Genomic DNA, 21,497 nt, shown 5'->3' on the forward strand with positions numbered 1-21,497 from the left:
TGAAAGCATTAGCAAGAGCAACCTTTGTCCTTGGAGTAGTTTCAACATGTGTAGGTGCAGCAACTATTGTATTAAGCGCAATTAGAATGACTGTAGATGAAGAATAAGAAAAAATAATAAGAATTAAATATATTTTTTAATAACAATTAAAATTCTATTTTTTCTGGTGACCCCGCTTATACTTTTTAAAATTACTTTTCCCTTTCCGCGTAATACCAGCTTGTCCCCTTCTTTAATGATACGGTCAGGCTTATTAATTTGGAGACCATTTATAAATACTATACCGCTTTTAATTGCCTCACATGATTTTGTGCGATTTAAATTAAAAGCTGATGCTATAACATTATCTAAACGTAAGGATGCTACGGTGTCCTTTTTTTCTTCGATTCTCGCTTTTGGAATATTTATATCTTCTGCTGAAATTAATTCCAGTTCAACATTTATATTTCCTGTTTTATTAAAATTTATTAATAAAAAATTGCTGATTTCTTTTAATACAATTACATCTGCTCCACTTTCATTTACCAATATATCTCCAATCATTTCACGTTTAATACCAAGCCCTAATAAAGATCCTAAATAATCCCTATGTGAAAGCTGTTTGTAACTATTATGTGTTATTCTTAGAACTGTAAGAGGATTACTCTCTTTTTCTTCTTTAAAATAATTATTTAATTCCTCTTCATTAAAAGCATCAATATACTCAGGAAGAAACATAGCAATACATCTTTCTGCCTCAATATATCCTCCGTAGAAAATATAATTCTGATTTTTGTATTTTCTGCATACAGTTTCAGCTAAACTTCTTTGCCTTATATCTAAAAAAGAAGAATTGGTGACCATATAATAGTCACCACATTGTTCTATTTTATCTTCTATCAATGCCGTTAATATTTCATCTTCTCTCATTATAAACCTCTAAATTTATTCTTCTATATTTTTTTAATTAATACCCGGCAAACATTTCTGAAGCTTTTTTCCAGTTTGCTACTTTAAGCCAGGCACCAATATAATCTGATCTATTTGCTTTATATTGAATACAATACGCATGTTCCCAAATATCAATTCCTATAATGGGTGCCATATTCAGAGAAAATGGAGTTCCTTGATTTGTAGTATTTACAATTTCCAATTCACCTGATTGGTTTACTGCAAGCCACGTCCATCCTGATCCAAATACTTGCATAGCTTTACGTTTAAAAGCTTCCTGAAAATTATCAAAACTTCCAAAATGTTTATTTATTACTGCCATTAACTCTCCCGTCGGTCTTTCATTTGGAGGTGGAGTCATCATTTCAAAATATTGTTGATGATTATATACTCCACCAGCAAAATTATATATTGCCTTGGAAATGTCAGCAGGTAAATTAGGCAGCATCAATATTAACTGCTCACTTGATAACCCACACAGCTCAGGATTGTTCTTTATAACCTTATTTAAATTGTCTACATACTTTTTATATAACACATCATGATGTTCTCTTAACAATTCCTCACTTAAATATGGTTCTAATGCATTATAAGCATAAGGTAACGGTTCATATGCTATTTCTTTACATTCCATAATGTTCTCCCTTCCCTGTTAAAAAATATTATTTTCAGCTCCTAACATTTATTTTATGATTTTAAGAATAAATGAATTCTTAATTATAGAATAATTAATTTAAAAACTGTTTATGTCAAAAATATTCATGGTATATAATAATAGACTAGTTTTAATTGATCTATAAGTATTTTTAAGGAAAGGAATAAAAATGACTTACACATATAAAACCAAAGGAACTTGCTCTTCTTATATCCAATTTGAACTTGATGGAAAAGTAGTGAAGAATGTAAGTTTTAAAGGCGGATGCAACGGGAATCTAAAAGGAATTGCAAAATTAACTGAAGGAATGACAATGGATGAAATTAAAGAAAAATTATCAGGAATAACCTGTGGTCATAAATCAACTTCATGTCCAGATCAATTTGCAAGGGCTTTAAACGAAATATCTAAACAGGACAAGTAATAACACTTGTCTTATTTAGTTTATCATATATTCTAATAACTGCCATGGCTCATCAATAATATAGTCTGCCTTGGCTTCTGACAACTCATCTCTTCCCCTATATCCCCATGATACACCTACTACAGGTAATTTTGAATTTCTTGCTGTTTCCACATCTATTTTTGTATCACCAACATAAACAGATTCTTCTTGAGTCGATCCAATCTGTTTTAAGGCTTCCAGTACATTATCCGGTTCCGGTTTCCTTTTTCTTTCTTTATTATCTCCAATAGCAACAGAGATTAAATCTCCAAAATAATGTTGACACATTTTTTGGGTTGCTTGATCTAATTTATTAGAAACAACAGCTGTTTTAATATTGCGTAATTTTAATTCTTTTAACAGTTCAATAATTCCATCATAAGGTTTTGAATGATTATACATATTTGTTAAATAATAATTTGTGAATATATCAAAGCATCTTAGAATTTCCTGCCTAGTTGAATCTTTAGGCAAAGCTCTTGTGATTAACATAAAAATTCCATCACCTATAAAACTTTTAATCTCTGTAAATGTCCTTACAGGATAGCCTTGCTGTTTTAAAACTAGATTAACATTTTCCACTAAATCATCTATTGTATTAAGAAGTGTACCGTCCAAATCAAAGATTATAGTATTAAATTTCATTTTGTATGTATCCATTTCTAATACTTTACTCCAATCGTCTTATTATCTATTAATTTTTTAAATAATTGCTTAATATATTTTATAAAAAAGTGCAAATTATTATCGTACTTTATCTAGTCATAATAATATGGTAGAAACAAATCAGCTTATGCTAATCTTATACTTTTATTTTATCATATTTTTATAATGGGTTAAACAGGAATAAAAAAGATTAAATTACGAAATTAAAGCTTTCTAATTTCATATATTGGTAATTTGATATTCTTAATGCTATTGACTATTAATATCCATCAATATTCTAAAGCAATATTTCATACAAAATAAAAAGTATGTTACAATTAAACAATAAATGAAAATTTAGGTATTTAAAAGGAGGATTTATGAGAAAGTTATTAATAAAAACTTTTATAAAAAATTATGAAAATGTTAAAGATCCTAAAGTCAGAGAAAGCTATGGAAAACTTGCTGGTGCCGTTGGTATTTTTTCTAATTTACTTTTATGTATAATGAAGCTATCAATTGGATTTTTTGTAAGTAGTATAGCTATCATTGCAGATGGTATTAATAATTTAGCTGATGCTTCTTCTTCAATAATTACGTTAATAGGTTTTAAATTGGCAGCGATGCCTGAAGATGAGGAACATCCCTACGGTCATGCAAGAATAGAATATTTAACAGGACTTTTTATATCTTTTATAATAATAATTTTAGGATTTAAACTTTTAACATCATCTTTTGATAAAATATTACATCCTGACCCTCTAAAATTTAGTATTATTACTGTTATAATTTTAATAATATCTATCTTGATTAAAATTTGGCAATGTTTGTTTAATATTAAAACAGGAAAAGAAATTAACTCCTCTGCTTTAAAAGCAACAGGTACTGACAGTAAAAATGATGTAATTGCCACCAGTGCTGTATTGATCAGTATTATTATCGCCAGGCTCACAAATCTTCAACTAGATGGATATATGGGCTGTCTTGTAGCCTTATTTATAATGTATTCAGGTATACAGCTTATTAAAGAAACTTCCAGTCCCCTTCTCGGTCAGGCTCCTGATTCAGAACTCGTTAATGAAATAGAAAAAAGAATTAATTCCTATGATGAAGTATTGGGAATACATGATTTAGCAGTTCACGATTATGGACCCGGCAGAATATTTGCCTCTGTTCACGTTGAAGTAGATGCATACGGTGATCTTATCGCCAGTCATGATATTATAGATAATATTGAAAAAAGTGTAAATAAGGATTTGAAGATCAACCTTGTTGCCCATATGGATCCTGTAGATACCAAAGACCCCCTAGTGTTTGAACTTAAAGAAAAAATTAAAAATATAATTGAGCCCATTGTGGGAGTCCTTGATATACATGATCTTAGAATTGTATCTGGCTATACTCATACAAATATTGTCTTTGATGTGGTTATATCCTCAAAATGCAAATTAACACAATTGGAATTGAAGGAAACTCTTGAAAAAAAGATAAAAGACATCAATCCAAAGTATTTTGCTGTAATAACTTTTGATAAATATTATGTGAAAAATGATAATTAAATTATATTTTTCTCTCGATTTGTCTTATAATTTTTAACTTATGATTATAGAACAATAAACCTACAGGAATCCAAACAGCAGCAAAAATAATACTACCAATAACATAATGTCCTATTACTTCAAAGTCTACGCCTTTTAACATTATATCCTTTAAGGGATTACTATAATAATACAACGGCCATAAAGCTTTCATAGCAGGCGCAAAACCCTTTGCCATCATATATTCAGGCCAGCTGTAACCACAGCTTAAAAGAGTAGGAATAGTGAGAAACATGGTAAATTGCGCACAATGGGTAACATCATCAAAAATAGCCGCTATTACTAAAGAAACACCTACCAAACAAGCAATAAAGATCACATGTAATAATAAAGTAAGCCATAAGCTTCCATACAATGGATAACTATATAGTTTATTTACGATTAACAAACAAGCCAGCATACTAATCATGCTTACAACAGCATACATTCCTATTACTCTTGACATTCTGGCCACTTGTACTTTTTTGACTCTCGGATCCTCAGGTAATTTTTTTAATCTAGATTTCTCCATTAGTAAAATTGAAGGTGTTACTGATAGAAATGACTGCTGAATTAAAATTGCTAAAAATCCTGCATATAAATAATAAAGATAACCCACTTGAGGATTATAAAGTGTTCTATCTACAACACTTAAAGTATATATATTCTGCTCCGCCTGATATGGAACCATTTCCCCCGCTTCAAGGGTTTTAAGCTGTATACCTGCATTTATGGTAGAAAAAACAGTAACTGCAAAAGCTTTAAGATTATTACCTATAACAATATTAGTAGAATCAATTAAAACTAATGCTTCTGCTCCCTTTTTACCTTTTAAATCTTCGCCAAATTCTTTTGGAATAACTACAGCTCCTCTTATACGACTCATCATTAAATCTTCTTCCAACTTTTTCATATCGTCATAATTTTTTTCAATATCAAAAACAGGACAATCATAAAATTGATCTATCACATCCTTTGATGAAGGAGAATTATCCATATCATAAATTCCTATAGGAATATCCTCTACAAAAATTGGACTCATAGCCTCACCAAATAAAAGTGTAAATAATATTGGTATAAAAAGTAAAATGAAATATGGTTTTACACGTTTAAACCATTCTTTAAAATTATCAAACATAATCATAATACTACCCCCCACTCATCTTCTTCCATTTCTTCTTTGTGGGTTGTAAAACGTTTAACCAGATACAGTATGAGTAATTCTGCTATTATAAATTTTACCATAAAAATCATATCAGGTAATAAATGATGAAATTCCATGGGCCTTAAACATAATTCTCTTACCGCATCACCATAATAAGTAAAGGGAAGAAATTTTGATATCCATTGAAATGCTACTGGCATACCTATAACCGGCCAAGTATACCCTCCTAAAAACGTAGTAGGCAGTACAGTTAAAGCTGAAACTTGAGTAGCAAAAGTTCTATCGCTGAGAAAAGATCCTACAATATATCCTAATGCTGTGATACATATAGAAAACAATATAGTTAATAAAACTCCTCCAGCTAAAGTTCCTTTATACGGCATATCGTAAAATAAGAATTGAACTATTAGGCATAGGAAAATTGAAATTGCTCCCATAAAACCCCAACCAATAATTAATTTAATATTAGATAAAAAAGAGATTTCTTTCCTTTGATTTTCAAAACCTCTTTCCGATCCCATTATGGCAATCCCTACTTGAATTAATCCCACTAACATCCCCGGAAGCAAAAAGTTTCTGAAATTTCTAGTAGGATTGTACAATTCTCTATAAGTAACTTGAATTGGAACAACCTGATTCATAACTTGTGTAGGTACAACGGATTGTTTTCCTTCATAAATTTTCTTCATATAAGCAGCTTTTACCGTCATAACAATTTCCGTCATAGATGGTTTCGATACACCAACAACCGCCATTGTGGAACCATCATATATATTAAGAATTTTAGGTGCTTTTCCTTCTATCATATCTGAATAAAAATTTTGGGGTATTATAACTCCTACAAAAGCTTTGCTTTCTTCTATCAATTGCTCTACTCTTTCATCTTTTTGTGCATATTCTATAATATTAAAAGATTCACTTTCGTCTATATATCTTAAATAATCTCTGCTAAAATCAGAATTATCATGATCAACTACTACAGTAGGTATGGAAGATGCCACATTATCACTCATTTCATATCCTAATATAGTACCTGTAGCAAGAGGAATAATAATAAACATAAGAATTGTCATAACCAGTCTAGGATGCCTTTTCTTATAAAGATAAAAATATTTTCGTATATTATCAATTTTATTATTCATTGTTATTCACCGGTCTTTTTCCCTAGATCAACCATTGCAGTTAACCCTGGATATACTTCTTGTTCCATATCTGAAAGTTCAATTTTTACACCATAAGAAAGTATATCAAAATCTCCATTATTATTTGTAGCTCTTTTCGTTGCAAAGTCCGGATTTTTATTAATGTTTTTTACTACTCCTTTAAATTCCTCACCGGGATAAGCTGTCAATGTCACTTTTACTTCTTTTCCTTCCTTAACCATTGAAAGATCTGTTTCTTTTACATTTATTTCTACCCAAGGCTTCTCATCGCTTGTTAACGTTAACAAGGGCATTCCTGTAGAGATAAGATTTCCTTGATTTACATTTAAAGAAGTTACCGTTCCGTCCATAGAGGCTTTGATTACTGCATCTTCTAGATATGAGTTCACCTCCGCAATTGCAGCATCTGCTTGTGCAACTTGTGCATTTGCTGCCAATTTATCTTCCTCTCTTGCACCCTGAACAGCCATATCATATGTTTGTTTTGCAGAAATATATTGTGCATATATTTCATCATATTTAGCCGCAGGTATGGCATCTTCATCATAAAGTGTTTTTATCCTGTTATAAGTTTTTTCTGCATAATCATATGCTGCTTTTGCTTGTGCAACTTCTTGACTTCTCGCACCATTTGCTGCTTTCTCGGCTTGTGCCTCTGCTGCGAGCTTTGCTGCTTCAGCTTGTTTTTTCTTAGCTTCAATAGTATCGCTGGAAATAACTATAAGTGTGTCTCCCTTCTTTACTTTGTCACCTTCTTGAACCAGTACCTGATCAACAATACCTGCTAATTTTGAATTTAAATCAGTCTCTGTGGTTTCTAAACTGCCTTGTACAATTAATTCTTCATCTTCTGATATATCTTTATTTGTTAAAAAATAAACCAAACATAAAGCAATAACTAAAACAATAATACTAAAAATAAATAACTTCTTTTTATTAAACGATTTTACTTTGCTTACATCACTATTTCCCATATATGTTATTCCTTTCCTTGTTTATCGCCTTTTAATTTCATTAATCCTTTTGAAGATTTTACTATACCTTTAAAATCCTCTTTAATCATTTTACCTTCTAATTTATAATTGACATGACCTACAGGAGTTTTTATTTCACCATAAATCTCAAAATCATCTACGGAAAGTATCCTACCTTTAATTTGATTTATATTATTCAATATTTCTAAAGTACCACTTAATTCATTATCTTGTGATTCTATAATCATTTTTCCGTATTTTAATCCCAATGGACTTTTTAATGTAATTTTATATAAACCATCAATCATCTTTATCCCCTATCTCCTTCTAAGGTTACTTTTTTAATAATTTATAACGGTACAGTATAAGTTCCCACTGTCATTGATTTTTCATAATCCATGATTGCAAGCTGATATTCAAGAAGGCTCTTTGAATATTCTAATTCTGCTTTGAAAGCACCTAACTGTGCCGATTGCATATCTGGCAATGTCAGCATACCTGCATTATAAGTAAGTTGTGCCAATCGAAATGTTTCCTTAGCCTTATCAACATTCAACTTTCCAACTTCAATTTGTTTCGCTCCATTTTTCATAGTCATATATTTATTTTTTACATCCATTTCAATAAGAAGAGGTGCATCCTTGCTTGTTTTTTCAGCAGACATAAGTTCTGCTTTTGCTTGTAAATAATCAGGACCACTTTGTGAGTAATTACTACCTACTTCTTTTAAATTAAGTGTCTTTAATTCCTTTAAAAAATCTGCTGCCAAAATTTCATTTCTATTCTTTTCTGCATCTTTTATTGCAGTATCTAAAGGAATCTCACTTGGCGTTACGTTGCTTAAATTATCAATTAATGTAACATTTTTCATTAAATCAAATCCAAAGTATTTATTAAGCGACATTCTTGCTAAGGAATAAGTTTTTTCCATATTTGCACAGTCAAGCTTAGCTTGATCTAAAGCAACTTCTGCTGATAATACATCTTGTTTAGCTAAAGTGCCTACTTCTTTTTGTATTTTTGTATTTTTTAAAATTGTTTCTTGTACACTTACATTATCCTTATAAATTCTTAATGCATCTTTTGCCTGTAATGTTTGAAAGTAAGTCTTAATAGTTTCTGATTCAATAGAATTTAAAGCCGCTTCATAATTTCGCTGACTTTGATCTTTTGCAAAGGTTGCCGCCAATCTAGCCATATCTTTCTGCGTTTTGGATGGTGAATATAATTCATCATATTTCTGCTTTGCGGTTATATATCCAATTTGTTGTTCCACTGTAGGAGTATACCCCGGCTGTGACATTTGAACTGCCATCTTAGATAATGCATAATCTAGCCCATTATATGCGTTTTCAAGTCTTCGTATATTGGATATGGTATGGTAATAATTTTCCGTTTTTGCCTTATCTCCTGCTAAATTTATCTTTGCCGTCTCAATTCCCGAACTGCTTGTTATCATTAATTTCTTTGCTTCATCTAATGACAATTTAGTTTCATCTTCACTAAAATCTAAGTTATAGGTAATGGCACTCTTCGAGGTATTTTCTGTGTTATCTTCTGTACTATTTTCTGTAGAAGTTTCTGTGGTCTCAGTTTTAGGTTCTAATGAAAAAACCATAGAACTGCTACTGAAAATTAAGAGAGTTGCTATACCTGCACATAATATTCTTTTCATTAATTTTCGTCTCCTTTTTCTGATGTCTTATAAGCACTTTTTTATTATATGTTTTTATAGTAATTATTGAAATCTACAGTGTTTTATGGCTGTCTAAAACTTAAACATTTAATATGAATTGTCTAACAATTAACGATTATCTTTACAATAATATTGATATTCTTTATACTATTACATGAAGATTTAAAATTAATAGTATTAATAAATTAGGAGGTGTATTGTGGCAAGTTCTGTTTTAACTGAAATGACAAAAAAAATAATGGCTGAGTCATTAAAAAAATTAATGGCGACAAAGCCTTTAAATAAAATCAGCATAAAAGAGATTACTGATGATTGTGGTGTAAATCGTCAAACTTTTTATTATCATTTTCATGATATTTATGATCTTCTTGCGTGGATGTATCATCAAGAAGCTCTTATTCTTTTAAAACAAAATGATAGCTGCTTGACATGGGATGATGGTCTTATTCTACTTTTAAGATATATTCAAAAAAATGAAGCTATTGCTCTTTGTACTTTAAATTCACTAGGTCATGACCATTTAAAACAATTTTTTTATAATGATATTTACAGCTTTTCATTAACTATTGTTAATGAATTAGCTGAAGGATTAACTGTGTCTGATTACCATAAAAATTTTATTGCTCATTTTTATACTGTTGCTTTCGCAGGTTTAGTGGAAAATTGGTTACGTGATGGAATGAAAGAGTCGCCTGAAGAATTAGTACATTTAATTACTATTACAACTCATGATAACATGAAGCATGCTTTACAGCGTTTCGCAAAATTAGATACTTAATTATTAAAATCAGAGAGGTATTTTATGGGAAATATTATTTTTTATAATTCACCATTAGGTAATATTGGTATCACAGAATCAAATGGTTATATAGATAATCTTTTTTTTCAAGATCTTGATATTAATAATGAATATATAATAAACGAAACTCCATTATTAAAAGAAGCTAAAAAACAACTTGAAGAATACTTTTCCGGGAAGCGAAAGGAGTTTGATTTACCTTTAGCTCCAGCTGGTACTGAGTTTATGAAAAAAGATTGGCAAGCTCTTTTACAAATTCCATATGGAGAAACAAGGAGCTATAAAGAAATTGCTGCTATGATTGGCAAACCAAAAGCCTGCCGTGCTGTTGGCATGGCAAATAACAGAAATCCTATAGCTATTATTATTCCGTGTCATCGTGTTATCGGTTCAAATGGTTCATTAATCGGATATGCCGGTGGATTACATATAAAAAGTTATCTGTTGAATCTAGAAAAAAAATACAAATAAATTTTAGCTTCTTTTCATACTTCTGATTAAATCTTTTGAATCTTTATCCACCCGTAAAGATTCAATTATTTTTTGCAAAGCTTTATTATACGTAAAATCATCTAAATTATTATTATTTAAATATATAATAGTTTTCTCTGGATATTTTACATAACAAACTGAAAGTGCCCATGCAACTGCCATTTTTACATAATATCCATCATTTTTTATTATATCTAATGTAATCAATACCTGATCTATATAATCATCAACTATATAATAATCTAATAGCATAACAACACCAAAACGGATTTCAAAGATTTTATTTGATTTCAAATAGGGCTGTAAGAATTCCCATACTTCTTTTCTGTGTTTCTTAGTTTTTTTCAAACTGCTGCAAAAGCTGTCACATATACCCCAATTATTTATCTTAGGAATAAAATCAGCAGTATATTTCAGCATTTCTCCAATAGTCATTTTGGCATTTCCAATTATAAGACCTTGTATCATAATTTCTTCATAATATTCATCCTTATAATCTATTAAATTTTTATCTAAATAAATTTTCCAATCACCTTTAACCATTTCTTTCGCAATTTTTCTTTGATCAGGTATACGTACTCCTAAAAGATTATTAATTCCAGGGATTAAACCACTATGAAATTTTTTATATTTTTCATCAACTAATTCTGTAAGTTTTTTCCTTATTTTATTTTTCATTTTATACCTTTCTATTTTTATAAAATCAATTTAATTGCTTTACATATGTAATCGGCCCATTTAAGCTTACTTTTCTTACAAGCAATATTAAGTCTTCAATTGGAAATTCTAAGTCATTTTGTATCCAATAAATTATTAACCCAATTTGTGCAGAAGCGATATATTCCAATACATAATCTAATTTTGTTCCTTTGTCTTTATCTGTGTAAGAAACTTTTTCTTTTAATATATTTTTTGCTAATGTCTTTATCTTATAATTCATAAGTGAGCCGCTTTTACCTAATAAAATTTTAATATATTTCTTATTTTTTTGCAAAAATTTAAAATCAGGAATTTTAATCTCATCTCCACTGATTAATGCAGATATTATAAAATCCGCTCTCTTTTTTATTTCTTCAAAGTATTCATTTTCTATCTTTTCTAATAAATCATAAATATCTTTATAATAAACATAAAAAGTTCCTCTATTTAAATTTGCTAAATCTGTTATTTCCTTAATACTTATTTTTTCTAATTTTTTATCTTCATAAATTTGAAAAAAAGCATTTTTTATTTTATTTTTAGTAATTACCACTTTTTGTGAATCCATCTGTAAAATAACACCTTCTTTCCTTTATTTTCATTTACATCCAACATATTTTATATTATTGTTTATTTTAATTTTATGCTTTTTAGGATATTCTAATATTATTACAATATGTTGTTGGTTATCAAGGGGTATTTTAAAAGAAAGGACTATATAATTTATGAATAATTCTGATTGTATTGTTTTAGATAAAGTAAATAAATATTTTGGAAATAAACAAGTATTGAAGAATATCTCTTTTAATGTTCCTTACGGCTGTATATTTGGGCTTCTTGGTCCTTCTGGATGTGGAAAAACTACAACGGTAAAAATAATATCTGGAATTACAGAATCAAGTAGCGGAGATACATTTGTTCTCGGGGAAAAAATGCCAAAGCTTTTATTAATGAATAAAATTGGTTATATGGCACAATCAGATGCATTATATTCGGATATGTCTGCTGCGGAAAACTTAGCTTTTTTTGCTTCTCTCTACAACATGGATTCTAAAGAAGTAAAAAAAAGATTAATAGAAGTGATGGATTTAGTAAATCTTTCGGACCACATGAATAAACCTGTAAAGGCCTTTTCAGGAGGAATGAAAAGACGGCTTTCTCTTGCTATGTCCATTATTCACAATCCTAAAGTACTGATTTTAGATGAACCAACTGTTGGTATTGATCCACTATTACGTAAAAGTATTTGGAATGAATTATATAAAATGACATCTGCCGGTGTTACTATACTAGTCACAACCCATGTTATGGATGAAGCAGAAAAATGCCATCAATTAGCCATGATGAGAGATGGTCTTTTAATTGCACAAGGATCACCTGCAGAATTGCAAAAACAAATAGGGGTGAAAAGTATTGAAGAAGCCTTTATTTATTATGGAGGTGGAGAAATTGAAGAGTAAAATCATCGCGATACGTATATTAACTCAGCTTAAACATGATAAAAGAACTTTAATGCTAGTATTGGCAGCACCTCTTCTCATGTTAACTCTCGTATACCTCATTTTAGATACGTCTGATACAGATTTTACAGTGGGTATAATTAATGCACCCCAAAATTATGTTGAAAATTTATATAAAAATAATATAAAAACAATTAGATATAATGAAAATTCAAGCCAGAAAGCCTTAGAAAATGGAGATATTATAGCCACAGTCAATATGATCAGCGGAAAATTAAATATTAATATTGATGGAAGTAATTCTCAGAAATCAAATGCTGTTCTTACAATTTTAGAAGCTTCAAAATTGAATCAAACTCAAAACAGACCTGACTTGAAAACAGAAGTTAATTATGTATATGGCTCATCAGATCTAGCTATGTTTGATAACTTCGGAGGAGCATTAATAGGAATTTTAGTTTTCTTTTTTGTATTTTTGATTTCGGGGATATCATTTCTTAAAGAAAGAACTACCGGAACTTTAGAGAAACTTTTATCTACACCTATTAAACGATTTGAAATTGTATGTGGTTACGCAATAGGCTTTGGTATACTTACAATATTTCAATCGCTTTTAATTACTCTATTTGTAGTATATATTTTAGATGTTATGATGGTAGGATCAATCTGGCTTGTTCTGTTAATTACATTATTGTCTGCTATGACAGCTTTAACTTTAGGGATTTTAATTTCCACAGCTGCTGCTAGTGAATTTCAAATGGTTCAATTTATTCCTATAATTATTGTTCCTCAAATATTTTTTTCAGGTTTATTTGATCTTTCCCCCACTTGGAGTTTTATCGGTAAATTTATGCCCCTTTATTATGTGGCAGACGCTCTAAATCAAGTAATGATTAATGGTAATGGTTTTTCTTATATTACATTAGATATTTTAATACTAATAGGTTTCAGTTCTGTATTTATTATAATGAATACTTTACTCTTAAAAAAATATCGAAGAATTTAAATGGAGGTATCGAAATGAAAAAAAAGATATTTATTTTAATTGTTCTATTAATTGTAATTGCTATATTAATAGTACTCTTTTTAAATAAAAACAATATTAAATTGACAGCTGAAGTGGAAGCAACCATGCTTCCTAGTACATCGGAAGTATCAGGTAAGATTATAGAAATGCCTATAGAACTGGGACAAAATATTAATAAGGGTGATATTATTGCAATTATAGATAAAGCTGATTATGAATACTCTCTTAAACAGCTTAAAATAAATTTAGAAAAAACAATACTATCTCTTAATGATATGAAAAAAAATACTAATGAAAATAATAGCGCACAAAATGAAATAAATATAGCAAATTCCAATTATAATACTGCCAATGCTGAAGCAGAAAAAGCACAGGAAGATTATGAACGAGCATTATCTCTTTATAATGATGGAGCCATTTCAAAAAACGAATTAGAAAATGCGAAACTTTCTTCAGACTTAGCTTCTTATTCTGTTGATACAGCAAAAGCAAAACTTAATAATGCCGAAAACAATTTATCTGAATCAACAATGCAATTAGATATTGAAAATATTGAAAATCAAATTCAACAAGCACAAGAAAAATTAGAAAAATATACTATAACAGCAGCAAAAAGCGGTATTGTTATGTCTAAAAATTACGTGTTAGGTGATATTATTTCACCGGGATATAATTTAGCTGATATTTCAGTGGATGATGAAAAATACCTTGTCTTTTATTTACCAAAAGAACTTATTAATAAAATACAATATGATCAAAATATATCTTTTAAATACTCAGGAAAAATTCAAAAATCTAAGGTAAGATATATTGATGTTACAAGTGAGTATACTCCTAAAGATTTTCAAACTACTGCCAATAAAAATAAAGAAAGCGTAAAAATAAAATTACTTCTTTCTAAAGATACTAAATTAAAACCTGGAGAAAAAGCAGAGATTATTTTTTCTAAGTAGAGATTCTTGACGAAAAATGTAATATATTTTATAATTTAAAAGTAAATCGGCAATAAACGATTATTTAAATTATAAAAAAGGAGCAAAAAATGAGACTTAGAAAAGAAGCTGATGATATGCAGGAAGAAGAAATACTGCTAGTTGCAAAAGTATCTGATGCCTTAGCACATCCCGCAAGAATAAAAATATACAGATTTATTATGAAATGTAACAGAGAAAGAACAAGAGTATGTAATAAAGATGTTGTTGCTGCCTTTGATTACTCCCAGGCTACTATTTCCCAACACATAAAAAAGCTTGTACAGGCAGGTCTTATAGAAGTAAAAAAAGATGATAAATATTCCATATATTATGCTAATATTGGAATCTTAATGAAATATTTAGATGCAACAAAAAAATTTGAATGACGCTTTTTTATATGAAATTTTTAATTTAATATAAGTGTATTTCTTTAACTTAAATAAGCAAGCAAATATTTTGCTTGCTTATTTTTATTAATATTTTATTCTGTTGTACTTAAAATCTCTTTATTCTTTTCTACTTGACTGACTTTCATTTTACTTACGTCATCTGGATCCACGTCTTCTAATAATCCTAATATAGTTGGACCTAAGAATATTGTATCTAATACTTCTCCGTCCATTGAGATTTTACTGAAAGGAGTAAAATATTGACCTCTTATATAGTATTTTCCGCCAATTTCCACAACTTCATCAATCTTTATATCATTTACACCCATTTTTAGATCAGTGGGTTTAAATGGATTTTCTCCACCGTATATATAATGTTTACCATAAAGCATATCATATTGCAAAGCTTTTAAATTTTCCATATAATCTTTATCTTCTTTATGATTTTGATGATATTTAGTTAAAACACCTTCATGTATGGAAAGCCTGTTTAAAACTTCCGAACCAAGCTGATATGCATAAAGATCTTTATCTATGGCCTTCATATTAAAATTACTCCAAATAACATATTGGGTCTGATAAACATTACCGTTTTTTAAATCATTATCTGAAATAGTAAGCGGTGGAAGATGGTCTCCGTACATTACTAAAACTGTCTTTTCATTATAATTTGACAGCATATCCGTTAATTGTTTTATAAATTGATCCATCTCATGTATCTGTTCTAAATAATATTCATAAGCATAAGTTTCTCCTTTTGTCTTTATTCCTGAAACAGTAACTGATGGATTATCTATCATTTTTTTTGTTGGATACTGGCCATGTCCTTGTACTGATATAGTATATATAAAATCTTTACCCTCCGTAGAATCTAATGCCGATTTTATTTCTCCTGTTAAAACATCGTCCTTTGCCCAATTTTTAGCAGTTTTAGAAACATTATTCATATATTCAAGAGAAGTAAATGTATCAAATCCCATCTTTGGAAAGACTATATTTCTTCCGTAAAAAGCACCTCTGTGGTTATGAATAGCATGTGCTGAATATCCTAAATTTTTCAAATCATAACAAAGGGTTTCGCAAGTTGATTTTTTTAATATAGATTTATACGGATATTCTCCGGGACCAAAGAATCTTACTCTCATCCCTGATAATACTTCAAATTCTGTATTAGCAGTGCCTGCTCCAATAGATGGTACCGTTAAAAATCCTGATGAATATTTCTCTTTTAATTCCCTGAAATACGGAACAGGATCTTGAGAGAAAGTCAAATTCTTTTCGTATGTAGGATCAAAGAAAGATTCCAGCTGTAACATTATAATATTGGGGAAATCTTTACTGTCATTATTATTTTCCTTAGTTTGATTCATAGAAAGTTCATCAGGATCAAATATACTTAAAATTGTATCAGATGAGTAACCTTTTGGTGAATCAATTCCGGTATTTAACCAAGTGTTTACAAAACAATACGGAAAACCATAATCTCTGTATGCATAGCCTAAATTTCCAAAGTATATAGAAACCCAATTTCTATCAATTGCTAGATTAGTAGCTCCGGCCATTAAAATAACAAGAGCAAATATTCCTGCTATGGATTTTCTAAAATCAATCTTTTGCTTATGTTTTGGTGCAAAAATATATATAAGTATTAAGATAATTGCAACTGCCACAAAACTGGCTATTATTGTAATTATCTCAGATACACTCAAATAATTCGTAATTAAAGCCAGCCCTGCATCAGCTAAAGCAAGGTCTTTAACCGTAAAAGGTGTCATTCTCGTATCTAAAATCACTCCGTTTGTAATGCCAAGACCCATCCATATTGTAGAAACAATCACATATATAAAAATCCTTCTTTTCACTAAAAATGCAACAGAAAATGTTACAAATATAATAAAAGAATTGAAGAAAAAGGTCATGGGAGATCCAATAATATATTCTAAACACTTTAATGCTGAATGTCTGCTTATTGTTTCTATTAAAAAATTTAAAACAATTGCTAATACTATACATAAAGCAATTGAATTGTGCAAATACTTTTCAAAAAACCTTTTCATTTTATCACCTTTTCTATTTTAATTAGTCTGTAAATGATTTACATTTTTTATCTATTTCATTCGCAATATTTGCAAATTCTGTAATATTCAAAGTTTCTGCTCTTCTGCTTGGTTCTATATCTGAGGCTTTTAAAATTTGTAAAATTTCTTCTTTTGACATACCATAAATGCCTGTTAAAGAATTAAGAAGTGTCTTTCTTCTCTGACCGAACCCTGACTTAATTACATTAAAAAACGTTTTCTCACTTATTAAATTAACCGGTTTTTCCTTTCTTATATCTAAACGAATTACAGAAGAATCTACCTTTGGCTGAGGTATAAATACCTCCTTAGGCACATTTGCTATATGAGAAACACTGCAGTAATATTGAACTGCTACAGAAATAGCTCCATATATTCTTGAACCCGGTGCAGCCTTAATACGCTCTGCAACTTCTTTTTGAAGCATTATTGTAATGCTGTCTGCTTCTACTCCATCTTCTAATATTTTCATAATAATAGGCGTTGTAATATAATAAGGTAAATTACCGATTATTTTTACACCACTGATACTTTGATTTTTATTTTCTTCTATTATTTCTGATAAATTAGTCTTTAATATATCTTTATTGATAACTTCAATATTATCATATTCTTTTAATGTTTCTTTTAAAATAGGAATAAGATTTTTATCAATTTCAACCGCAATTACTTTGGCCGCTTCTTTAGCAGCGAAAGTAGTCAATACTCCTACTCCTGGCCCGATTTCAATCACTAGATCTTTATCACAAATTAAAGAACCTTCTATTATTTTTTCAATTATATTTTTATCAGTTAAAAAATTTTGACCTAAACTTTTAGAGAGTTTAAATCCATGCTTATCTTTTATTGCTTTTATGGTTTTTGGTGCATAAAGCTTGTCCATATTTTCTCAAATTCCTCTCTTTTTACCCCATATTGATTTAATCTATTAACAAATTCTTTAGCATTGCCATATCCAATACCTAAAATTTTACCTATCCCCTCTCGATTTTTTGAAGCTTCAGACGCTCCTGCAAGCTTATATTTTATCATATCCTGCATTGTAAATTCAATTTTATTTTCAATAATTGTACATCTCGCTTTTGAAAGAGCTTCAATAATACTCTCTGCAGTTGCATTTTCAATTCCAATATCTCCATTTTTATTAGCTTCATTTCGAGTTAAATATGCATGTTTACTTTTAGGGAACTTTTCTTGTAACCTTTTCCTTATCTTTTCTCCTGCAAAATCAGGATCTGTAAATATAATAAGACCTCTTTCAATATATGCTTTTTCTATTAAATCAAATGTTTCTTTTTTTATACCAAATCCATGAGTTGCAATCGTAGTAGCTTCAACTGCTCTACTGATAGAGGCCTCATCATCTCTTCCTTCTACAATAATTACTTCTTTTATCATTAAAGCTCCTATTCCGGTATAATTCCGCTGCTTGTAGATTTTTTTGTATTATCGGGAATAACATATAAAATTTCTCCCGGTTTTATCATTCTTAACATTTGCCTTGCCTGTTGTTCAATATATTCATCACTGTCTATCTGAGACAACTCGTATTCAAGTTTATCTTTTTCTTTATTTAGTTTTTTATTTTCCGCTTTCAATTGTGCTTCATTCATTCTTAAAGAAATTAAACTATATGCAGACATTCCAACTACTGTTATTATCAAAATGAAAATAACAGTATAAATTAACCTTTTCCTTGCTGTTTTAACAGCTGCACGTCCTGTTTTTACGTATTTTTTATTCTTGCCTTTTGCTTTTGTCTTTGAAAGTTCTTTTCTTTTACGCCGTCTGTCTTCACGAGCTTCAGCCATGTCAATAACTCTACTTGTATCTTTAAATTCACGGCTACGTCTTTTCTTTCGTGTTAGCATAAATTACTTATCTCCTATGAATAATCAATCATGATCATTTTAATGTTTTATTATACCATAAAAACACTTTTTCCACAAGAATACACCTACTCCAAAAGCAATAAAAGCATGAATACTTATTTTGCCATAACTACAATAATATAGAAATGAAGAAATGATTAAAGCCGCAAAAATCCAAAATAATATATCTTCAATAAATAATACTACTTTACGAGGCTTTGTTTTATATTTTATCCAATCAAAAATTTCATAAAATATCATTATAGTCATTCCTGCATATAACATAATTAAAAATTCAAAAACTTGATCTATAATGAGTTTATTTATGCCTGTCATTTTAATATTTTTCTCAGGAATCCTTTATCCTGTTTATCCTTTTTCTCTGTATATACGGCCGACATAATACTGCCTGTAATAATTGCCTTACCCTCTTCTAAATCCAACTTTTGTATATGCAACCCTTCCCCTTTAATTAAAATTCCACCACTTTCTAATAAAACTAAAATACTTTGCTCATTAAAACTCTCTACATCCGAAACTTCTGTTATGGTAATTCTTTCTCTATTATCTATGCTGACTATATGATTTTCCATAAAAAACACCTCCTTTTTTCTAATATATTAGGAGGTGTATTAATTTATTCTATATTTCGAATTCCTCTCATAGGTGCAAGGGGTAAAATAATTATAGCTTTAGTACCTTTTCCTTCTTTACTTTCTATTGTAATTCCTCCATTATGTTCTTCTACTATTTGTTTTGAAATAGCAAGTCCCAATCCGGTTCCTCCCATTGCTCTGGAGCGAGCTTTATCAACTCTGTAAAAACGTTCAAAGACACGAGGAATTTCTGCTTCAGAAATTCCGATTCCATTATCGGTTATAATTATTTCAGCTTTAGAATCCTTTTTTATAACATCTATATCTATTCTTCCACCGTCTTGAGTATATTTAATAGCATTGCTCAATACATTTAAAAATACTTGTTCCATTCTATCTTTATCAATTACAACCATAACTTTGGAATTAATATCAAAAATACAGTTTAAGTGTTGGTTTTTGTTTTTTACAGTAAGTTCTACTTTTGTAACAACAGATTTTAGTAAACTAATAAGATTACTATCCTTTTTAAACAGTTTTTCCTGTTGATAATCCAATCTTGAAAGCTGTAATAAATCTTTCACTAAGCGATTCATTCGATCCGCTTCTACATCTATAATTTTCAAAAAACTTTGTGCTATTTCTTTATCCTCAACACCACCATCCATTAGTGTTTCAGTATAACTTTTAATAGATGTCAGAGGTGTTTTTAATTCATGTGATACATTGGCAACAAAATCCATTTGCATATTTTCTAATTTCTGCCTTGCTGTAATATCCTGTATCATCATAATAATTCCTACATCAAGATCATTTTCATCTTTAAATTTACCGTATCTTACTGCGAAGGTACATCCAGTATAATCAAAATTCTCCTCGCTTCCGCTGCCTTCACTGTTTTTCATAAGATTTTCCAAAATTAAATTACTATTGTAATCTTTAATTATATCATCATAATTTTTATTTTTTATATCATCTTCGCTAATATGCAGCATTTTCATTGCTGCCGGATTTGCATGAATAATATTACCTGTTAAACTAACAGCAATAAGACCATCTGTCATATATCTTAATATTGTTTCAAGTTTAGTTTTTTCATTTGAAATCTCTGAAAGTGTAAGAGTAAGCTGCATCCTGAGAAAATTAAACATCTCCGCAAGGCGGCCTATTTCATCATCAGATTTAACACTAACCTCCTGACTGAAATCACCCTGCGCCATCTTTTCTGCTTTTTCTGTTACATCATTGATAGGTACAGTAATACTCTTAGCGATAATAAAACCTAATACAACTGTAATAAAAAGGGCCAATACCATTGCTTTAACAAATATTTCTTTTGACCTGTTAATTGTTTTATAAATACTTGTTAAATCAGATCTAAGATATAAAACTCCTTTTGTATCTAAGTTTGATATGGGAAATCCTAAATTTTTTGTTTGTTTTTGTGTTGTAGTCAAGCCATTAGATTCCGCTTTTTCACCATTTAGACCCTGCACAACAACATTTTTATCTAGTAGATCAATTGCATTGCTTTCTATAACATTTTCGTTATTGGATGCTATAATTTGGTAATCATCGTTTACAACAAAAATTTCTCCCTCAAACCCTTTTGTCCAAGCATCAATATTATCTTGAATTTCATCTTTATGTTTATTAAGATCATCATACTCACTCAGTGAAGTAATCATTCCGCTTTTATGAACTATCCTTGTCAAATTATCTCTTACCGAATCCATATAATAAGATTCCAGCTGGTTCATAATGAATATTCCTATTATAGTTGTAGCAATAAAAACAAGAAGAAAATATATAAAAACAATTTTCCATCGAATACTACTCCATGTTTTTTTCCAAATCATGCG

At 29.5% G+C, this 21,497-nt stretch carries 25 protein-coding genes; 8 read left to right on the forward strand and 17 right to left on the reverse strand.

Annotated features, from left to right (window positions below):
* Positions 1-123: 123 nt before the first annotated feature.
* Entirely contained in the window at positions 124-909 is a 786-nt protein-coding gene (locus tag K292_RS0108220; RefSeq protein WP_037372858.1) for a YlmH family RNA-binding protein, read from the reverse strand.
* Between the two features lie 37 nt (positions 910-946).
* Positions 947-1,564 (reverse strand): superoxide dismutase, encoded by a 618-nt coding sequence (locus K292_RS0108225; protein WP_037372859.1) that lies wholly within the window; start codon positions 1,562-1,564, stop codon positions 947-949.
* A 190-nt stretch (positions 1,565-1,754) separates the two neighbouring features.
* Between K292_RS0108225 and K292_RS0108230 the strand changes: the two genes are divergently transcribed.
* Complete coding sequence (locus K292_RS0108230) at positions 1,755-2,009, forward strand: TIGR03905 family TSCPD domain-containing protein (RefSeq protein WP_027399435.1); 255 nt, start codon at positions 1,755-1,757, stop codon at positions 2,007-2,009.
* A gap of 15 nt (positions 2,010-2,024) precedes the next feature.
* Here K292_RS0108230 and K292_RS0108235 read toward each other — a convergent pair whose 3' ends face one another.
* Entirely contained in the window at positions 2,025-2,690 is a 666-nt protein-coding gene (locus tag K292_RS0108235; RefSeq protein ID WP_051280528.1) for an HAD family hydrolase, read from the reverse strand.
* 365 nt (positions 2,691-3,055) lie between these two features.
* Between K292_RS0108235 and K292_RS0108240 the strand changes: the two genes are divergently transcribed.
* A complete protein-coding gene (locus K292_RS0108240) occupies positions 3,056-4,234 on the forward strand; it encodes a cation diffusion facilitator family transporter (protein WP_027399437.1) in 1,179 nt (392 codons plus the stop codon).
* Between the two features lies 1 nt (position 4,235).
* On the opposite strand, the gene K292_RS0108245 is transcribed toward K292_RS0108240, so the two are convergent.
* From K292_RS0108245 to K292_RS0108265, 5 genes are read right to left on the reverse strand one after another with little or no spacing between them, the layout of a single operon-like run.
* Entirely contained in the window at positions 4,236-5,396 is a 1,161-nt protein-coding gene (locus tag K292_RS0108245) for an ABC transporter permease (protein ID WP_027399438.1), read from the reverse strand.
* Positions 5,393-6,559, reverse strand: coding sequence for an ABC transporter permease (locus tag K292_RS16490; protein WP_051280530.1), 1,167 nt, complete (start codon positions 6,557-6,559; stop codon positions 5,393-5,395). The genes K292_RS0108245 and K292_RS16490 overlap by 4 nt, the downstream gene beginning before the upstream one ends.
* Before the next feature lie 2 nt (positions 6,560-6,561).
* On the reverse strand, positions 6,562-7,554 hold the full coding sequence (locus K292_RS16495) for an HlyD family secretion protein (protein ID WP_051280532.1): 993 nt from the start codon (positions 7,552-7,554) through the stop codon (positions 6,562-6,564).
* A gap of 5 nt (positions 7,555-7,559) precedes the next feature.
* Positions 7,560-7,862, reverse strand: a complete 303-nt coding sequence (locus tag K292_RS0108260) for a hypothetical protein (RefSeq protein WP_027399439.1) — start codon at positions 7,860-7,862, stop codon at positions 7,560-7,562.
* A gap of 41 nt (positions 7,863-7,903) precedes the next feature.
* Complete coding sequence (locus K292_RS0108265) at positions 7,904-9,229, reverse strand: TolC family protein (RefSeq protein ID WP_027399440.1); 1,326 nt, start codon at positions 9,227-9,229, stop codon at positions 7,904-7,906.
* Positions 9,230-9,449: 220 nt separating this feature from the next.
* On the opposite strand from K292_RS0108265, the gene K292_RS0108270 reads away from it, so the two are divergent.
* Entirely contained in the window at positions 9,450-10,028 is a 579-nt protein-coding gene (locus K292_RS0108270) for a TetR/AcrR family transcriptional regulator (protein ID WP_051280533.1), read from the forward strand.
* Positions 10,029-10,052: 24 nt separating this feature from the next.
* Positions 10,053-10,520 carry a methylated-DNA--[protein]-cysteine S-methyltransferase gene (locus K292_RS0108275; RefSeq protein ID WP_027399442.1) on the forward strand — a complete coding sequence of 156 codons (468 nt, stop codon included), beginning with the start codon at positions 10,053-10,055 and terminating at the stop codon, positions 10,518-10,520.
* A gap of 3 nt (positions 10,521-10,523) precedes the next feature.
* On the opposite strand, the gene K292_RS0108280 is transcribed toward K292_RS0108275, so the two are convergent.
* Both K292_RS0108280 and K292_RS0108285 read right to left on the reverse strand, forming a co-directional pair.
* On the reverse strand, positions 10,524-11,219 hold the full coding sequence (locus tag K292_RS0108280) for a DNA alkylation repair protein (protein WP_027399443.1): 696 nt from the start codon (positions 11,217-11,219) through the stop codon (positions 10,524-10,526).
* 25 nt (positions 11,220-11,244) lie between these two features.
* Entirely contained in the window at positions 11,245-11,808 is a 564-nt protein-coding gene (locus K292_RS0108285) for a TetR/AcrR family transcriptional regulator (RefSeq protein ID WP_027399444.1), read from the reverse strand.
* A 157-nt stretch (positions 11,809-11,965) separates the two neighbouring features.
* On the opposite strand from K292_RS0108285, the gene K292_RS0108290 reads away from it, so the two are divergent.
* From K292_RS0108290 to K292_RS16505, 4 genes are all read left to right on the forward strand, one after another.
* Positions 11,966-12,700: an ABC transporter ATP-binding protein gene (locus K292_RS0108290; protein ID WP_027399445.1), complete on the forward strand. Its 735-nt coding sequence runs from the start codon at positions 11,966-11,968 to the stop codon at positions 12,698-12,700.
* Positions 12,690-13,706 (forward strand): ABC transporter permease, encoded by a 1,017-nt coding sequence (locus K292_RS0108295; protein ID WP_027399446.1) that lies wholly within the window; start codon positions 12,690-12,692, stop codon positions 13,704-13,706. Before K292_RS0108290 ends, K292_RS0108295 begins: the two co-directional genes overlap by 11 nt.
* Positions 13,707-13,720: 14 nt before the next feature.
* Positions 13,721-14,680, forward strand: a complete 960-nt coding sequence (locus tag K292_RS16500) for an HlyD family secretion protein (RefSeq protein ID WP_051280535.1) — start codon at positions 13,721-13,723, stop codon at positions 14,678-14,680.
* Between the two features lie 89 nt (positions 14,681-14,769).
* Positions 14,770-15,087 carry an ArsR/SmtB family transcription factor gene (locus K292_RS16505; RefSeq protein WP_051280537.1) on the forward strand — a complete coding sequence of 106 codons (318 nt, stop codon included), beginning with the start codon at positions 14,770-14,772 and terminating at the stop codon, positions 15,085-15,087.
* 95 nt (positions 15,088-15,182) lie between these two features.
* Here K292_RS16505 and K292_RS16510 read toward each other — a convergent pair whose 3' ends face one another.
* From K292_RS16510 to K292_RS0108340, 7 genes are read right to left on the reverse strand one after another with little or no spacing between them, the layout of a single operon-like run.
* Positions 15,183-17,147: an LTA synthase family protein gene (locus K292_RS16510; protein ID WP_037372869.1), complete on the reverse strand. Its 1,965-nt coding sequence runs from the start codon at positions 17,145-17,147 to the stop codon at positions 15,183-15,185.
* A gap of 22 nt (positions 17,148-17,169) precedes the next feature.
* Entirely contained in the window at positions 17,170-18,051 is an 882-nt protein-coding gene (gene rsmA / locus K292_RS0108315) for a 16S rRNA (adenine(1518)-N(6)/adenine(1519)-N(6))-dimethyltransferase RsmA (RefSeq protein ID WP_027399447.1), read from the reverse strand.
* Entirely contained in the window at positions 18,021-18,566 is a 546-nt protein-coding gene (gene rnmV, locus K292_RS0108320) for a ribonuclease M5 (protein WP_027399448.1), read from the reverse strand. The genes rsmA and rnmV overlap by 31 nt, the downstream gene beginning before the upstream one ends.
* An 8-nt stretch (positions 18,567-18,574) precedes the next feature.
* Positions 18,575-19,039 carry an FtsB family cell division protein gene (locus tag K292_RS0108325; RefSeq protein ID WP_027399449.1) on the reverse strand — a complete coding sequence of 155 codons (465 nt, stop codon included), beginning with the start codon at positions 19,037-19,039 and terminating at the stop codon, positions 18,575-18,577.
* A gap of 39 nt (positions 19,040-19,078) precedes the next feature.
* The gene (gene yabQ, locus K292_RS0108330; protein ID WP_027399450.1) at positions 19,079-19,375 is read right to left on the reverse strand and encodes a spore cortex biosynthesis protein YabQ; all 297 of its coding nucleotides are present in this window, start codon (positions 19,373-19,375) and stop codon (positions 19,079-19,081) included.
* On the reverse strand, positions 19,372-19,632 hold the full coding sequence (gene yabP / locus K292_RS0108335; RefSeq protein WP_037372861.1) for a sporulation protein YabP: 261 nt from the start codon (positions 19,630-19,632) through the stop codon (positions 19,372-19,374). The genes yabQ and yabP overlap by 4 nt, the downstream gene beginning before the upstream one ends.
* Before the next feature lie 44 nt (positions 19,633-19,676).
* Positions 19,677-21,494, reverse strand: coding sequence for a sensor histidine kinase (locus K292_RS0108340; protein ID WP_027399452.1), 1,818 nt, complete (start codon positions 21,492-21,494; stop codon positions 19,677-19,679).
* Between the last annotated feature and the right edge of the window lie 3 nt (positions 21,495-21,497).

This window comes from Anaerovorax odorimutans DSM 5092, assembly GCF_000426305.1.
Taxonomy (GTDB): Bacteria; Bacillota; Clostridia; order Peptostreptococcales; family Anaerovoracaceae; genus Anaerovorax; species Anaerovorax odorimutans.

What these genes read in the sequence shown, in the direction of transcription:
- rsmA (WP_027399447.1), bottom strand. Translation starts at nt 18,051, where the DNA reads ATGGACAAGCTTTATGCACCAAAAACCATAAAAGCAATAAAAGATAAG.
- K292_RS0108290 (WP_027399445.1), top strand. Translation starts at nt 11,966, where the DNA reads ATGAATAATTCTGATTGTATTGTTTTAGATAAAGTAAATAAATATTTT.
- K292_RS0108280 (WP_027399443.1), bottom strand. Translation starts at nt 11,219, where the DNA reads ATGAAAAATAAAATAAGGAAAAAACTTACAGAATTAGTTGATGAAAAA.
- K292_RS0108225 (WP_037372859.1), bottom strand. Translation starts at nt 1,564, where the DNA reads ATGGAATGTAAAGAAATAGCATATGAACCGTTACCTTATGCTTATAAT.
- K292_RS0108230 (WP_027399435.1), top strand. Translation starts at nt 1,755, where the DNA reads ATGACTTACACATATAAAACCAAAGGAACTTGCTCTTCTTATATCCAA.
- K292_RS0108240 (WP_027399437.1), top strand. Translation starts at nt 3,056, where the DNA reads ATGAGAAAGTTATTAATAAAAACTTTTATAAAAAATTATGAAAATGTT.
- K292_RS0108340 (WP_027399452.1), bottom strand. Translation starts at nt 21,494, where the DNA reads ATGATTTGGAAAAAAACATGGAGTAGTATTCGATGGAAAATTGTTTTT.
- K292_RS0108285 (WP_027399444.1), bottom strand. Translation starts at nt 11,808, where the DNA reads ATGGATTCACAAAAAGTGGTAATTACTAAAAATAAAATAAAAAATGCT.
- K292_RS0108265 (WP_027399440.1), bottom strand. Translation starts at nt 9,229, where the DNA reads ATGAAAAGAATATTATGTGCAGGTATAGCAACTCTCTTAATTTTCAGT.
- K292_RS0108245 (WP_027399438.1), bottom strand. Translation starts at nt 5,396, where the DNA reads ATGATTATGTTTGATAATTTTAAAGAATGGTTTAAACGTGTAAAACCA.
- K292_RS0108275 (WP_027399442.1), top strand. Translation starts at nt 10,053, where the DNA reads ATGGGAAATATTATTTTTTATAATTCACCATTAGGTAATATTGGTATC.
- K292_RS16495 (WP_051280532.1), bottom strand. Translation starts at nt 7,554, where the DNA reads ATGGGAAATAGTGATGTAAGCAAAGTAAAATCGTTTAATAAAAAGAAG.
- K292_RS16500 (WP_051280535.1), top strand. Translation starts at nt 13,721, where the DNA reads ATGAAAAAAAAGATATTTATTTTAATTGTTCTATTAATTGTAATTGCT.
- K292_RS0108235 (WP_051280528.1), bottom strand. Translation starts at nt 2,690, where the DNA reads ATGGATACATACAAAATGAAATTTAATACTATAATCTTTGATTTGGAC.
- yabP (WP_037372861.1), bottom strand. Translation starts at nt 19,632, where the DNA reads ATGGAAAATCATATAGTCAGCATAGATAATAGAGAAAGAATTACCATA.
- yabQ (WP_027399450.1), bottom strand. Translation starts at nt 19,375, where the DNA reads ATGACAGGCATAAATAAACTCATTATAGATCAAGTTTTTGAATTTTTA.
- K292_RS0108260 (WP_027399439.1), bottom strand. Translation starts at nt 7,862, where the DNA reads ATGATTGATGGTTTATATAAAATTACATTAAAAAGTCCATTGGGATTA.
- K292_RS0108325 (WP_027399449.1), bottom strand. Translation starts at nt 19,039, where the DNA reads ATGCTAACACGAAAGAAAAGACGTAGCCGTGAATTTAAAGATACAAGT.
- rnmV (WP_027399448.1), bottom strand. Translation starts at nt 18,566, where the DNA reads ATGATAAAAGAAGTAATTATTGTAGAAGGAAGAGATGATGAGGCCTCT.
- K292_RS0108220 (WP_037372858.1), bottom strand. Translation starts at nt 909, where the DNA reads ATGAGAGAAGATGAAATATTAACGGCATTGATAGAAGATAAAATAGAA.
- K292_RS16505 (WP_051280537.1), top strand. Translation starts at nt 14,770, where the DNA reads ATGAGACTTAGAAAAGAAGCTGATGATATGCAGGAAGAAGAAATACTG.
- K292_RS16510 (WP_037372869.1), bottom strand. Translation starts at nt 17,147, where the DNA reads ATGAAAAGGTTTTTTGAAAAGTATTTGCACAATTCAATTGCTTTATGT.
- K292_RS16490 (WP_051280530.1), bottom strand. Translation starts at nt 6,559, where the DNA reads ATGAATAATAAAATTGATAATATACGAAAATATTTTTATCTTTATAAG.